Source organism: Cobetia sp. 4B (genome assembly GCF_018831605.1).
GTDB lineage: Bacteria > Pseudomonadota > Gammaproteobacteria > Pseudomonadales > Halomonadaceae > Cobetia > Cobetia amphilecti.
Map to the genome: position 1 here is coordinate 1,541,524 of NZ_CP059843.1, position 15,174 is coordinate 1,556,697.

Sequence of the window (15,174 nt, forward strand, 5' to 3'; positions counted from 1 at the left end):
CTTCAGCGTCGCTTCATCAGCTCCAGAAGTACCTCACCATGTATCTCACCCAGCACATGCGTGTAGTGATGTGTCAGTGTTTGAGAGTTGCGGTGCCCGATCAACTTGGCGAGTAACTCGAGACGGTGACCTCGTGCCTTGGCATCTCTTTCCAGTACGTCGTAGACCGCTCGGCGGCAGTTCGCCAGTGCTGCAGGAGTGAAGGACCAATGTCCTCGGCAGGTGGAGGAAAGGCGATCCAGAAGCTGAGGGTAGTCGTCGCTGTAGAGGCGCAGTACGAGCCACGAGATTGCATTGTGCCTCAAGAGATGAAAGTCGAAGTGGATGTCCTCCAGCTCCAATCCGGGTGTGAGAGCACCGCGGAGAGACTGCCGGGCCCATGCCATGAGCGGGGTCAGCAAGCTCTCTCTTGAATAGCCCAGCGGAGAGCTTTCTGGCCCCAGCAAGGCAATGTTCTTCAAACGCTGCTGGCCAGCAAAGGACTCTCGGCGCCTATCAATCCATTCTTTCACCAGCGTCATCAATTCTGGGGATATCAAAAGGTGAAGAGGAACGCTGCGACGAGCATTTGCGGTCTTCCCAGCATGGATTTCTACGTAACAGTAGGTGGGGCCGTCATCTCCCGGCTGATTGATGATGACGTCATGCAGTGTCAATGCCATGACTTCTCCAGCTCTCAGGCCCCCGTAGTAGCCAAGGAGGAAGGCGATCAGCCAGCTGCGCCGCAATCCACTCCGTCTTCGGGAGAGCGCCCGGGTCAGATGTTCCGCCTCGTGCGGCATGATCAGATGTGTACGCAATGTACTGATGAAGCGACCTCCCTCACCCTGCACGGGGGGAATACCCGTTAATCGATCGTTACCTTGGCAGAAGCTGATGAACTGATTGAACGTCTGGAAGAAGTTGTGGGACGTCGAAGTGTCCCAGCCTTTCTGAGTCGGTAGCTGTTCGCTGATCGCCTCCATCAGTTCTCCATCCCAGAGCGTCAACCATGGGATATCGGGCAACATCATCATGGAGGTGGGCGTCAGACGACTCAGGTAAGTTCTGAGCGTGCTGGCTTTGTTGCCTTGAGTGCTCGATTGATAAGACAGCCATAGCAGTATCCAGAGTGGATAGCTGTCTTCGCCCAGCATGTGTATCAGCTTCTTCGCGTAGCGAGACGTAATGGCGTCATGCCGCTGGATCGCAGATTCCCCTCTGGGGGTTATCAGACCTTCATGCTCCAGTTCGGTGATATACGCATACAGTTGGTTGCCTGCTTTCACATACCAGTCTGTTGATAGTTGATCCTGCCTGTATCGAGGGGAGGTTGATGGTGACGATTCGTTACTCCTGACGCCTCCTCCCATAAGGAGTTCAGGGGTGTGAAGATCGGTCTCGATGTCTTCCGGTTCAGAGGCATCCATGGCGCCGGAAGCGCTTGACGTACCGGAGGTAGGGAGGGATGCCGCCGATAAAAAGAGGCTTTCGTCATGCTGCCAAGGAGAACGCCAGCTACACACCGGCAGGGGATAGCGCCGAAGCAGCTGTGACCAGAGGGGCGCAGGGCCCAACAATGTCGTGCACCGAAAGGCATGACGAAGCAATGATCGGACACTCTTCAGCGAAGCGGAGGAACCAGTCCTGCGTGGTGCCTGGCTATCTAGCAGCTGTGACAGACCGGTGACCAAGAGCTGATCCAGATGGGCAGCTCGCGCTTCCAATGGACTGTTTAGATCCAGCGTAGCATCCGAGGAGAACCACCATACATCTGCTCGCTGAGAGGAGGGGGCTGATGATGGGGCAGGGGACTGACGGCAAGCCCTGAGTAGCCTCCTGAGATGATTCGGGATTTTTAGCCGGTAATGGGCTGGATGTGTTCGAGATAACCCTGGCAGGCAGCCGATGAACCAATGGTGGGGACCGCGCTTGGTGTTCAGGCGTGGCAGATGCTCTGAGCTCAAGTTCAGCAAAGTATGGCGAATCACTTCTTCCTCCATCCCCAGCAGGGTACCCATGCTCAAGGCCAGGAAGAGAAGAGACTGCTCTGGCGTGCATTGGTTAGCGGGAATGCTCTGCAGGGCGCGTACCGAATCCAGCACCCGTTGCTGAACCTTGATATCTCGTGATGAGGTAGCCGCGGATGAGGGTCTGACCGGACGCTTGATACTGGTCGGAATCGTAGCCTCGAAGTCAGGCTCTCGGTTGAGATGAGTCAGTACAAGCGCGACTTCCTTGGTGACCTTTCGGGAGCTGAAGTCGAGTTCAGCTTCCTTGGTAAGCTGGATGGCGTTGCGAATCAAGGCTTGTACAGCTCGCTGGTTCAAGCGTGTGGCATTGTGTCGAGCGCGAGACGGCTTGGTGGAAGGCGCACTTTGCGCTCTAGCCTGTGCTCTGGTTACCTTTTTCTTATGCCGTCGCCAGGCGTAGCGTGCGACATTCTTGCGGAAATGTCTGAGCTCTTCAGATGAGGAGAAAAGGGGATGAGCTGGATCATCCCAGCGACGGAATATCCTACCCAGTGTTTTCGAAAGCTCGATCGGAGACAGCTTCGGAGTTGTAAGCTCTTGGTGCGTGGCCTGGGCAGGTACATCGGTTTTCTTCCGAAGATCAATGGTGGTAACAGCGCTCATCCTCTATCTCCTTGAATGGCTGGTCCGGCGTGCTCAATGGGCCATGGGAGGTCGTCTCTGTGAAGCAGATCCGGTGTCAAGCCGCATAGTCTGGCGATATCGGTTAGTGCGCTTCGTGTCGCCGATTGAATCAGGCTCCGATCACTGGCCGGGGATTGGAGTGAGTGCCCCTGGGTGGTGTGCCCAGCGAGTGCGCTAAATTCAGCGTGAGAAAGTCGCGATTGGAGCGCGGTGAGCATGCTGTGGCGCGTGATATTGGAAGGCTGGTGGCCCCACTGGCTCAATTCAGTTGCCAAAGGCGAAGGCATGAATGTTGGAAGATCCTTGAGCCACTGTCGCCAGTCAGCATGCTGCATGCGTTGCTGCGTCAACATCATTGTCGAGGCATTGAACTTCCATTGAACGGGGTAGGCGACTTGTTCATGCCTAAGAAAGTCTGCTTTGCCACCGTGGCGTTTCCACCATCGTTGCCATTCCTCCCGCCACTCATGCTGAAGCCGGAGCAATGTGCCAAGGGCAGGGACAAGTGGAATTTGGCGGCTTTCCTGTGCCCGAGCCGAATCCTTGTCGCGTAGCCAGAGCGTATTTTCCAGCTGCTCACATTGGGTTTTGGATCCAATTGGGCGAGCCAAGGTGCAGAGCTGCCATGCAAGTAAGGTCAGCGCTCCCAGTATCTGACCTTGCCGGGCAATGGCTTCGCCGACTGCCCGTAAGTCGCGACTACGATTCCCTTGTGAGGTAATCAATGAGGTAACCAGCATGGCGTGGTTCTTGGTAAGTTGCGTCAGCAAATGAAGCGGACGTTTGAAATAGCTCGGCTCCTGGGCTTTTGTGGATCCCACGGTGTGATCTTCGCGAGGTGTACGACAGTCTTCTTCTAATAAGGGAAATAGGCCAAGCGCAGCTTGAGCCGAGAGAAAAGCCTTCTGAATCTTGTGCAGAGGTATCGTTCGATACGTTGCCGGGGCAGAGAGCGAAAGCGGGAGCTCGCCTCGCAACCAGGTCGCGATCACTTCATCTTCACAGGCAGGTATCACCCAATGATGATGACTGGCGGACACGCGTCTCAACGTCAGAGTACTTCCGGGACGGTTATCCCCCCAGCGCTTGAGTTTTTTCTCGATCAGTGATTTCAGTGCTTTGAAGGGCTGGGCGCCGGGGAGCCATGCCTTTTCGGCCATGAGTGACTGATTGAGAGCGTTGGGCAAGGGCAACGTGATGATGGTTTCGTTAGGTGCCTTGTTGACAGAGTAATGGAGTAGCCCCTCCTCCGGTGACCAGCTGGGAACTTGATCCAGTGTCTGGCAGATGATCCACTCACGATTGCTATCGCTATTGAGGGGCAGCTTGGGGGATCGGGAGATTACCGTCGTCTGCAGCAAGCGCTCAGGTGCTATTCCACTGCAAAGTAGAATGCTAAGAAATGCCAAGGCTTGTCGGTTTGCAATAGCACTCTCAGATTCTATGAGAAATTCCTCATCTTTCGGTGGTTGGAAGATACGTAAAGCTGCTAGAACCTCTTCTTGTGGGCGTAGGCTGATGTCTGCAGATGTCTTGAGACTGCGGGCCTGTTGCAAGAGCTGTACGCTCTCAAGGTGAAGCGCCTGATCGCCTTGTGAAAGCAGCGTGTTATGGAATAGCTCTTTCACTGGGTCGAGGGGTGAGATACTGCTTTGGTTCAGATCATTAGATGATGATTCATTCTGATGTTCATTGTCATCCGTGAGCTCTTCATCATCCTCTATTAAGGCATGGTCAAGTGCTTGGATTGACCTGTCAAGGGAGCGATAGTCGGTATATTCAGCATGAATTTTGTAAGATTTGTCACTGGCCCAAAGTGGCGAATCACGAAGAATGGTATCGACATGTTGACGTCTTTTTTGATTTTCATTGCGAGCTCTATGCTGTTTTCTTATTGGGCTACGAGTGAGCTGGCTCGACTGATAAATTTCGTCAAGCAAAGCGCGTGTCGCTTTCTTATTGCGCAGATGGTTGGGATGCTCCGATGGACGATCAGTTGCTTTATCATAGGCATGAAGAAACTGTTCGAGCAGCTCCAAATCAGCATCGGAAAAATGCTCCGGAGGAGGAACTAACTGCTCTCCCAGGGTAGGGGAAATGGGTCTGGGGAAACTGTTTTGAATATCATCCAGGTCGCCCCAGTTAAGTAGCCGCTTAAGCGCCTTTCTAAGCTCAAGTATCTGGGTGTAATATTTGATGGCAGAGCCACGTCTTACAGTACGACGTGGCTGACAAAAAATCAGTCTAAGCAGCTTTCGGATACTGCTTACGCGAGGATCAGTGAGCGATATAAATCGGTAGTTCACCGTGTAATGAAGGCAGTGAGACATTCTATGATTTCGATGTGACTCATCTTCCATAAAAAATTGGCTTTCTAGAAACTCTTCTACTTGGGGCACAAGGTCTGGCTCCGAGTAATCGGCGGCAAAGAGGCGAGCACTGAGGCGATATTCTGAGGCAATCAAGGGTGGGAGGCTCCTCTTGAGCCACTCCGGTACAAGGGGCCAGCGGGACCCGATCGCATTGAGGTCGTAATTAGCCAATATTTGGTCAGGTAGTTGGTGTTCACTCACGTGAAAGCCTCCTGTTTATCAGTCAATCAAAGCTCATAAAGCCAATCAATTTGCGAATCTGAGTCGTTTTCCCTCTTATTGTTCGAGTACTTGTTTTTTTCTTTTATATTGCTTTGCTTGTTGGTATCTGATTCCTGCTTCCTATTATCTTTTCTTTTGCTATGGGTGTTCTTCTTACTTGTTTTAGCGACAGTGGCGCCGTTTGCTATATTTCTATCTTTAGATGCATTACTTTGACTTTTATTAGCGCTATCCGTTATTGTGTTCATAAACTTTCTAATCGAGTCAGTGGAATAGCGATGTTTGAACATTGATGAGATTTGCTTGTGTGTTATTGGCAAGTTTTGTTGAGTGACTACATTGCTCCATGCGTATTGTAATCTTTCATCACTAATGAAGTTTCTGAGTATATTGTTCCATAACTTCTTCTCGTTAATATTGATATCGCCAGTGGTATGTAGGTTGTGGATATTGATCCATTCCCAGCCAAGCTCGAGCAGAGGCTGTAGCACCTGGTAATAGAATCTCACCACCTGGACTTCATCTTCGTTGAGTCTGCCGATATCGATCTCGATGCAAAATACACTTTGTGAGACGGGCACTTTCTGTGTGGATACGATGGCTTTGATGACATGAAAATTCACGAACTCCTCGGAAGTGTGAGTCGACTGAACGTTGCTGCGGAAGCGGACAGGCGCTATGGGCAGGCTCTCTGTCGCGACCGTTGGTCGAAAAGCATGCTCCTCGTTCATAAGCTCGGCGGTGTCCACCTCGAGTACTCGCTGATAGATGACAAGCGTCTTGTCAGCGCTGATTTTCACTAGTGACGGTGTATAGGTAGCATCTGGCATATTGATGACTCCAACGATAGGCAAAGGGGGGCCGAGACGTATGAGAGAATCATTCGTCGAGTTCATGTCCAGCAAACGCGAGTAACTTTGAGTAGTGATGATCAGTCGAGTAATACACCCGACCTGTAGAACGATATCTCTGAGAGTACTACCTCCTGATATGTCTAATCTGAATCAATGTGTACTAATAGCATAACTCAAGTAGCAAGAATCTACTGCATCAGTTAACCGTCAAAATCGACCGTTTCGCGAGCATTAGGGCTTTTTAGCGTCAATATTGGTAGTGATTTTTTATTATGACTTTGCGTTTGATTGCTTTTCTCAATTCATCGATTATTGAACGGTAATGTACTGTTCGTGTTTATCAAAAGTCATTGGCACTGTTTTCGAAGGGGTCTGCGATCCGAATATACTCCGTCAAGGTGCTGAGATGCCTGTGACCTGTTACGCGTTGTATCTGCTCCAGGCTCTTCCCCCGCAGATGAGCTTCAGTGATCAGGCCAGCACGCATGCTATGTGTGCTGAATCCCCGTGAAGCCAGGTTTGACCGCTCAAGCCCTCTGATCAACGCATTCTGAAAAGCAGTTCGAGAGAGTTTCGAGCCTCCTGGCCTGCCGCCCAGCGAGACGCTGCGAAATACCGCACCTCTTTGGATATGGGCGGCTTCCAGCCAGCGATACAGGAGATTGACGGGGCAGTAGGGGAGCGAGGTATCCGCATGGTGAATGGCTTTGACTTCATGTCGTCCTTCTTGATTGGTCTTGCTGCGGGAGAGCCTGACCAACACGCCTCGTGTATCCCATGTGAGGTGCTCGACACGAAGGTTGAGGACTTCGCTGTAACGAAATGCTCCATAGAACGTCAGGCAGAACATGGCGGCGTCGCGCAGATCTCGCAACTCGCTCAAATCCAAGCTATTCAGCAGCTGATGCAGATCGTCTCGCATCAAGGCTGGTGCACGTTTCACCGGCACTTCATTGAGGCGTGCACAGCCGCGCATGACCCCCTTGATCATTTGCTCATTGCCCAGGGTGGGGCAATTCATGACAAGGTGCCAACGCCGTAACGAGCACAGCTGTCGCTTGAGCGTATTCGGTTTATAACCGTCCTCGAAACACCGGGTGAGGTAGTTGGCAATCTCCGTGTCGGTGCTGGGGAGGGTGCCGCCACGTCTGAGAAACATCCGTATGTCGCTTTGGAAGGCTCGGATGGTACTCGGTGCAAGGCTTGCCATTATCAGCTTTCGTGCCGAGACCGTCAGGCAAAGTCCCGGCAGAGAGTCCTGGTTTCCCTGATAGGGGATCACTTGCATTGCCTGATGTCTTCGTCTTTGAGGCGGGTGAATGCCTGTCGGTGGTCTGGACACCATGAGGGATCTCCATCGATGTCGAAAAGTTGGAATAATGGCCGGCATGCGCTTGTGAGGCGGCCATCGAATTTCACGCTATCACCCTTCGTAAATCAGCCAACCCGAAATGCATGCCTCAGAAGGCATGGAGAGTCGATAGTCACGCATACTTAGGGTTATTGGGGGAATGCCACTAGCAAGTTCATGATTTTCTGATTTTATGTTTGGTGGGCAGGCTATAAAAAGTGAAATCATCTGCTATTCGTGCAAGCGAGGCTGCCGAGTCGCCTCCTGTGATCAAAGCGATACCAAGCGCGCCAAGAAGGCGTTGGAGAACGCCACATCATTTGCCAGATCGAGAGTCATCTCTCGTATTCCCTCTGGTAGGCTCACACACTCACTCATGGGGGCCTGAGCATGTGGCGCGCCAAGCATTTCAATCGTGGGGAGTTCTCCGCTCGTGCCAGGGTCGTTGGAGGCTATCGAATCTGTGGCTGGATAGACGATTGGGGCGGGTGTTGTCGGGGAAGAGAAGGGATCCAGTTGGATCGCAGCATGCTCGTCGGGTAAGTCGTCAAACAGCCGGTAGGCGTAGTGCCGTAACGTGCTTTCGTTGAGTGCATAGAAATAGCACGCATCATCTTGTGCATGTCGACGCCGTATGATTCGGCCTAGCACCTGACGAAAATACTGTTCGGTCCTGACGTGGCTGAGGTAGCAACATACCTGCAAGCGGGGAATGTCGATCCCTTCACTGACCATGTTGACGGAGACAATCCACGAGGTATGGCCGTAGCGAAAGGCCTCAAGTCGTGCGTGCGCCCCTTCCGTCTGGCTGGTTACCAGACACACCGTCTGTCCCATCTGTTTCAGACAATCAGCGATGTCTTCCGCATGGGAAATGTTGGATGCCACCACCAATCCTGCGGCGGTCGGGTCTTTCTCCTGAAGCTGTCGCAAGCGTTGGCAGCTGACGTCCAGCAAATGCTGCTGAGGCCCCGGGTGACGCAGCAAGGCGGCGTAATGCACCCCTGGATGACGCAACAGGGCTGGGATGCTTTGGTAATACAGTGTCTCACGCTGCGCCTGCTGTTCTGCCACCAGACGTATGTCGTCATTATCTATCAGGTATATCTGGGGAGTACGGCAGACATCATCCTGGATGGCATCACGCAGGGGATAAGTGAAGTCTGGGATCAGCGCGAGGCGGTCACTGTCCGCCGATGGCAGGGTTGGCGCCGATGGCTCGGACGCTGAGGCGTCTTCATGGCTCGGTGCCATATAACGCAGCATCGGAAGGCAACTGCCATCAGTGCGCCAAGGAGTGCCTGACAAGGCGAGCGTAAAGCGAACATCGCGCTCCAATGCCAAGAGTGCCAATCCCCATTGATTGGCGCCGGTGGCTGCCGAGCTGGTGTAGGCGTTTTTTGCGGCGCATGCTGTCGCGCCGGCGGCATGGTGGCTTTCGTCCCAGACCAGCAGGACACGCCCTTGGCGACAGAGTTGCTTGAGATCCTCCAGGCGGAAGCTGAGCGCTTGATAGGTCAGCGCAATACCGATGTCCCCCAGCCTGCCCTGCATGGGCCGCCCCAGAATTTGCGAAAACGTCTCGCGTGCACGCTCCACCACGGCAGAGGTGGGGCCGAGATAGATGACGTGATCAATGCTCCCGTTGAGAATCAGCTCCTCAGTCAGGACGGCTGCCATCAGCATCTTGCCTGCACCCGGGGTGGCCTGGCACAGGAAATGGGGCTGCTGATCCGAAAGGCGTTGAAGCGCTGTCTCAATACAACGCGCTTGCCAGGCTCTGAGTGTCGGGCTTGTCAGAGAGGGCAGTAATCGATTGATCTGACGCGGCGTCATAATGCACCTCCAGCATGGCGTTTTGCAGAGAGCGCTAGCACGGCGGATAGTTGTCCCTGAAGTTCACAGGCGCGCTGAATCGCATCTTCCTGAAGTGGAACGATGTCTGGTTTCGCTTCTGGATAGTTCTTTGCCAACTGATAGAGGTGCTCGGCTTCCGCCTTCGCGGCCCGCATGGATTTTTTCAAGACTCGACGTTGTTCCTGCAGTGCTTCATCGAGTGACAGGTGCGATGTGTCATCGGTTTTCGACGTGGCGATATCATGCCGATTACTTGGCAGTGAGGTGCCATTAGGGCCCTCCGAAGTGCTATCGATGAGTTGATAGACGCGACGACGCTTGCCGATGGTGTCGGATTGCACAACGTGACCATCAATGACTAGGCGGTCGATCAGGTCACCGACACGCTGCAGGACAATAATGGGCTTGTAGCCCGCCAACTCTGGATGTTTCATCAGCTCGTTGCGGCAGCTGACTTTCGTGAAATGAGTCGGTTTATCCTTCAAGGCTTTCAGCCACTGCTGGAAGTGCTGTTTGATCAACTGTCCTCGCCGATAAGCTGCGGCAGTCGAGGAATCCTGGAATGTGGGAGTGCTCGAGGTATGAGGGGGAGGAGAGCGACGCTGGCCCTCTGAGGTGATGGTAGATGACGAGTCGTGTGACACCGAAGTCTCAGGCGTCTGGGAAGTCTCGGCTATTGCCTTGCCCGTAGCAGAGGGCGCAAGAGGAGTAGATGAGGGTGTTGGTGTGGTGTGAGAAGAATTCGAGGTCATGACAGCACCTCGCTGCAGTCGCCAACGACACGTGCGCGACAGTCTTGGGAAGGGGGATCGGGATAGCCGCCATAGGGGGTGGGTAGATCGGGGCTACGCGGAGATGCCGTAGTCTGGATGACCATGGTTGAAGCTCCTTTTGCTATTGGAGCCGCTCCCGCTGTCGCCAAACAGTGATGGGGGCGGCCGTACGCGGGTTGGCGAACCGGCGCAAAAGGAAACCGGCAGACCCGGAGGTCTCCCACGCACGACCGCCATAACGCATGGCAGGCACAAAAAAAGCGCCAACCATGGTCTGGGCGCTTGTGCGCCTTTTGCTATTCGAGTCGCCAAACCCGACCGAGGATTTTGCCTCGATAAACCAAATCTAGCAGATGAAAGAGAGGTCGTAAATATCACCCAGCGGGAAAAGAGGCGTCTATTCGAAGTTGATCTCAATATCGCGAAAATTCGCCTCTGGCGTGGCACGTTGTCATGGCATTCGATCGAGGGAATCGGGAGAATGCTGCCTTTCTTTCAGCCGCGTAGCGAATCGACAGTCATGACGGAGTTGGTGGATCGGCCCTTGGCCGGAATTGTTCTCAGATTGCTGTCCGGTGTGTTGTTCACCGGCATGATGGTGTGTGTGAAGGCGGTCAGCGAGACGGTGGAAGTGGGGCAGACGGTGTTCTTTCGTTCGGCCTTTGCCTTGATCCCGATCATGATCTTCATGATGTGGCGCAAGGAGTTTCCGCGTGGTCTGGCGACCCGTCGACCGAGCGGGCATCTACTGCGCTCCGGTTTCGGTGCGGCCGCGATGTTTGCGTCCTTTGCGGCGGTTGCCTTGCTGCCCATCTCGGAGGCGACGCTACTGGCACAGCTGACCCCGGTCATGATGGCCGTGGGCGGTGTGATATTGCTGGGGGAGCGGTTCAGTCGCCAGCGGGCGTTGGCGCTGGGGTTGGCCTTGGCGGGAGTATTGGTGCTGATTCTGCCGTCGCTGAACCTCGAGAGCAGTACCGGCAATGTGACCGGCTACGTGCTGGGGGTACTCTCGGCACTGCTGACGACTGGTGCGCTGCTGACGGTGAGGCGTATCTCGCGTACCGAGACGGCCGGGGCGATCGCCTTCTACTTCATCCTGGTCTCGGCCTTGGCAGGCCTGGCAACGCTACCGATGGGGTGGGCGCCGCTTTCCCAGGAGGCGTTGGGACTGTTGGTGCTGTCGGGATTGTTCGGGGGTGCCGCGCATATCTGCATGACACTGGCATTGCGTTACGCTGAGGCGTCCCGCCTGGCACCCTTCGAGTATGTCGCGTTGCTCTGGCCGATTCTGGCGGACCTGCTGATCTTCCATGCTCCCATCTCGAGCGGCTTCCTGTTTGCCCTGCCCCTGATGCTGGCAGGAGCAGGGCTGGCCGCCTTCGAAGGGCGTCAGATCAGATGGCCTCTTCGACGATGAGCTGTGGCTGCCCCTGGGAGCAGGGCTCGATGCGGGCAGCCACGCGATAGACCTCACGCAGTCGCTCCGGGGTGACCACCTCAGCGGTTGGGCCGCTGGCGATGAGGCGGCCGTTCTGAAGCAGCATGGCTTGGTCCGTGAAGCGCAATGCCTGGCCCAGGTCGTGCAACGCGGCAATGATCAGCATGCCTCGCTCGCGGGCGAGGCGGCGCAGAATGGTCAACAGCTGCAGCTGGCGATGCAGATCCAGTGCGGAGGTTGGCTCATCCAGCAGCAGAATCTCGGGTGACTGCACCAGCGCCTGGGCGGCCCCCACCAGCTGGCGCTGGCCTCCACTCAGATCACTGATGTCCCGCTCGCCCAGCGCGCTGATTCCCAGATCGTCCAGTGCACGCTCTACCTCTGTCATGTCCTCGGGCTGAACCTTCAGGCTGCGCCCCTGCATGCGCGCCAGTAGTACCGATTCATAGACCGTCAGCACGGCATTGACGCCGGTGTCCTGTGGCATGTAGCCGATGGGGCGCTGGCGAGTCGCGCCCTCGACGCGTGCCTCTCCACCGCCGTCGATCAACCCGAGGATGCGCCGGAACAAGGTCGACTTGCCGGCGGCGTTGGGCCCCAGCAAGGCCACCACCTGGCCCCCTTCAAAGCAGGGCGTCGTGACCTCCGCCAGAATCTGGCGGCGACCATAGTGGGCGGACAAGTGATCAAGCGTGAGCGTTACCATGAGGATGACTTCTGTCGCAGGATGAGGAACAGGAAGAAGGGAATGCCGACCAGTGAGGTGATGATACCGATCGGGATCACCGTACCCGGCAGGATGATCTTCGACAGCACCGAGCCGATCGAGAGAATCAACGCCCCGCACAGGGCAGAGCCGGGCACGAAGAAGCGTTGATCTTCCCCCAGCAGCAGACGTGCGATATGCGGACCGACCAGACCGATGAAGCCGATGGTGCCGACGAAGGCCACGGCGATGGCAGCCAGTAGCGAGACCAGCACCAGCACTTCCAGGCGCAGCGCCTTGGGCTTGACGCCCATGCTTTCCGCCTTGGTATCTCCCAGGCGCATGGCCGTCAGTGCCCAGCCATGACGTGCCAGCAGCGGCAGCACGATCGCCAGAACGCCGAGCGAGACCCAGAACTTGGGCCAGGTGGCCTTGGTAAGGCTGCCCATGGTCCAGAAGACCACGGCGGCCACGGCCTGTTGGCTGGCGAAGAACTGGATCAGGGCCATCAGTGAGTTGAAGATGAAGACCATGGCAATGCCGAGCAACACGATGGTCTCGATCGTCACGCCTCGCTTCATGCTCAAGGCGTGGATGAAGAAGGCCGTGATCATGGCCATGACGAAGGCATTGATGGGGACCACATAATCGATGGCGGCGGGAATGATCGCGACGCCAAAGGCCAGTGCCAGCGCGGCACCGAAGCTGGCCCCGGCCGAGATGCCCAGAGTGAAGGGGCTGGCCAGGGGGTTGCTCAGGATGGTCTGCATCTGGGCACCGGCCACCGACAGGCTGGCACCGACCACCAGCGCCATCAGGGCAACGGGCATGCGAATTTCCCACAGGATGACCCGCACCTGATCGCTGACGGAGTCTGGTGAGATCAATGCCGCGATGACCTCATCGAGCGGGAAGCGTGCCGGACCGAGCGACAGGTCCAGACACAGACTCAGGAACAGTGCCACGCCCAGTGACACCAGAATCAGTTGTCGTTTGACCACCGAAGAACGGTAGTGACTCCCCCCTTGAGAGAGGGGAGTGGAAGAGGTGACATCATTCATCTTTCAGCGATACCCAGTAGCCAGGTGCATAGTCCACGGGCAGGAAGCGTTCGTGCAGCTCCTGCATGGTGGCTTCCGGGTCAAGATCGGCAAACAACTCCGGATGGAACCACTTGGCCATCTTCTGGACCGCCACGAAGTAGTAAGGGCTGTTGTAGAACTGATGCCAGATGGCGTGGAAGTTGGCGTCGTCGACGGCCTGAATGCCCGTCATGGCCACGCGCTGGGTCAGGGCCTGAAGTTTTTCGCGAGCGAGCTCCTGATCGGCCCCCGGGCCGACACCGACCCATTTGCCGCCCGGCACATAGGCGTCCCAGCTTCCCCCTGTCACGACGACATGCTCAGGATTGGCGGCGATGATCTGCTCGGGGTTCAGGGTGCCGAAGGTGGAGGGAATGATGCCTTCGGCGATGTTGTGGCCGCCGGCCAGATCAACGTATTCGCCGAAGTTGCCCGGCCCGAAGCTCATGCAGCAGTCGTCGGAGTAACCGCCGGCGCGATCGATGAAGACGTCAGGACGCTGTGGGTCCTGCTTCGCGATGACTTCGGTGACGCGTGCCATCTGTTCTTCGGTGTAGGCGATGAACGCCTCCGCCTTGTCTTCCTTGCCCAGCAACTGGCCCATCAGGCGCATCGACGGCGTGGTGTTCGCGAGTGGATCCTCACGGAAGTCGACGTAGACGATCGGGATGTCCAGCTGTGCCAGCTTGTCGTCATAGGCTGCGTCCTCGGTTGCCTGACGCGCTTCCAGGTTCATCAGCACCACATCCGGCTTCAGGGCTGCCGCCTGCTCGACATCGAAGGTGCCATCCTTGAAGCCACCGAAGGTCGGAATCTTCTCGAGTTCGGGGAAGCGCTCGGCATAGTGAGCATAGTTATCGGGATCCGCCTGAGAGAAATCTTCTCGCCATCCGACAACGCTCTCGAAGGGGGCTTCGGGCTGCAGAGCCCCCAGCAGATAGACCTGACGGCCTTCACCGAGAATCATGCGCTTCACGGGAGCATCGACGGTAACCTGACGGCCAGCGATATCAGTCAGAGTGATGTCCTGGGCCGAGATGCTACCGCTGGCCACCAGTAACAGGCCGCAGGCGGCCGTAGGGAGAAAGGTCTTCATGGTGTGCTCGTTGAGAAGTGGAGGGGCAGCGCTAGCGACGGGGAGATGCTGACTTTTGCATAGCAGTTCACATCACCAGCAGTTGCATATCATTATCATCAGCGTTGCGATTATGAAGTAATTCCCAATGAGCGTCGATATGGTCCCTGTTGTCTCGATTTGTCGTCAGTGCCGTTACCTGGTACTCCAAGAGGCAACGACATGGTGCGATGGTGTCGGCCAACGGCGCCGGCCCCCAGCAAGCGACGTTGTCTGGGGGCCGGCGAGGGGGCAGGACGAGTGGTCACCAGCTTTCGGACTGGCGCTGTGTTCTGGGCTGTCACCACGCGCAAGACCGCGATGACGCGCTTGGAGTGTGGTGTTACTGGCCGCGGCACGAGATGGCTGGGGTCACTTGCCCGCGAAGATTTCCTTTACTTCCTTGTCGCGTACTTTCTTCGCCATGCCGGTCAACAGCACCTTGAACAGCAGGCCACTCACCAGGGTGGAGAGCGTCAAGGTGAAGAAGCCGGCCAGGATCCAGTCCACCAGCACGAAGCCGCTGTGCGTCAGGGTCGGGTGATAGAACACCATGCCAGCGAAGACCACCCAGTGGCTGATGCAGAAGAAGCATTGGAAGAGGTGTCCGGTCATGTGGCCAAAGCGTTGTGCGTACTGACGCAAGGGTGCGAACAGCTCACCCTGGGTGATCGAGATTGCGATGCTGCTGGCTGCCAGGGCCATCACGAAGCAGGTCCATAGCGCGTTCAGTGTCTCGGGGGAAAATACGGTAGTCATGGGGATC

The 15,174-nt window shown here is 55.9% G+C and carries 11 protein-coding genes; 1 reads left to right on the plus strand and 10 read right to left on the minus strand.

Annotated elements, in window-relative coordinates; translation table 11 throughout:
* Positions 1-2: 2 nt before the first annotated feature.
* The 6 genes from H2O77_RS06630 to H2O77_RS06655 all read right to left on the minus strand — a co-directional run bounded on the left by H2O77_RS06630 (position 3) and on the right by H2O77_RS06655 (position 9,813).
* Complete coding sequence (locus H2O77_RS06630) at positions 3-2,615, minus strand: site-specific integrase (protein ID WP_153635475.1); 2,613 nt, start codon at positions 2,613-2,615, stop codon at positions 3-5.
* Positions 2,612-5,101 (minus strand): hypothetical protein, encoded by a 2,490-nt coding sequence (locus H2O77_RS06635; RefSeq protein WP_153635476.1) that lies wholly within the window; start codon positions 5,099-5,101, stop codon positions 2,612-2,614. The genes H2O77_RS06630 and H2O77_RS06635 overlap by 4 nt, the downstream gene beginning before the upstream one ends.
* A 134-nt stretch (positions 5,102-5,235) precedes the next feature.
* Complete coding sequence (locus H2O77_RS06640) at positions 5,236-6,060, minus strand: hypothetical protein (protein ID WP_043335830.1); 825 nt, start codon at positions 6,058-6,060, stop codon at positions 5,236-5,238.
* A gap of 364 nt (positions 6,061-6,424) precedes the next feature.
* The gene (locus H2O77_RS06645) at positions 6,425-7,372 is read right to left on the minus strand and encodes a site-specific integrase (protein ID WP_215824220.1); all 948 of its coding nucleotides are present in this window, start codon (positions 7,370-7,372) and stop codon (positions 6,425-6,427) included.
* Positions 7,373-7,705: 333 nt separating this feature from the next.
* Positions 7,706-9,271 carry a DEAD/DEAH box helicase family protein gene (locus H2O77_RS06650; protein WP_215824221.1) on the minus strand — a complete coding sequence of 522 codons (1,566 nt, stop codon included), beginning with the start codon at positions 9,269-9,271 and terminating at the stop codon, positions 7,706-7,708.
* Positions 9,268-9,813, minus strand: coding sequence for a hypothetical protein (locus tag H2O77_RS06655; RefSeq protein ID WP_215824222.1), 546 nt, complete (start codon positions 9,811-9,813; stop codon positions 9,268-9,270). The genes H2O77_RS06650 and H2O77_RS06655 overlap by 4 nt, the downstream gene beginning before the upstream one ends.
* 772 nt (positions 9,814-10,585) lie before the next feature.
* Between H2O77_RS06655 and H2O77_RS06660 the strand changes: the two genes are divergently transcribed.
* A complete protein-coding gene (locus tag H2O77_RS06660; RefSeq protein ID WP_215824223.1) occupies positions 10,586-11,485 on the plus strand; it encodes a DMT family transporter in 900 nt (299 codons plus the stop codon).
* Here H2O77_RS06660 and H2O77_RS06665 read toward each other — a convergent pair.
* From H2O77_RS06665 to H2O77_RS06680, 4 genes are all read right to left on the minus strand, one after another.
* Positions 11,463-12,212, minus strand: coding sequence for an ABC transporter ATP-binding protein (locus tag H2O77_RS06665; RefSeq protein WP_043335824.1), 750 nt, complete (start codon positions 12,210-12,212; stop codon positions 11,463-11,465). The two genes, H2O77_RS06660 and H2O77_RS06665, sit on opposite strands and share 23 nt — an antisense overlap.
* A complete protein-coding gene (locus tag H2O77_RS06670; RefSeq protein WP_215824224.1) occupies positions 12,206-13,273 on the minus strand; it encodes an iron ABC transporter permease in 1,068 nt (355 codons plus the stop codon). The genes H2O77_RS06665 and H2O77_RS06670 overlap by 7 nt, the downstream gene beginning before the upstream one ends.
* Positions 13,266-14,390 (minus strand): ABC transporter substrate-binding protein, encoded by a 1,125-nt coding sequence (locus H2O77_RS06675; protein WP_043335820.1) that lies wholly within the window; start codon positions 14,388-14,390, stop codon positions 13,266-13,268. The genes H2O77_RS06670 and H2O77_RS06675 overlap by 8 nt, the downstream gene beginning before the upstream one ends.
* 390 nt (positions 14,391-14,780) lie before the next feature.
* Complete coding sequence (locus H2O77_RS06680) at positions 14,781-15,167, minus strand: DUF1360 domain-containing protein (RefSeq protein WP_043335817.1); 387 nt, start codon at positions 15,165-15,167, stop codon at positions 14,781-14,783.
* Positions 15,168-15,174: the final 7 nt, after the last annotated feature.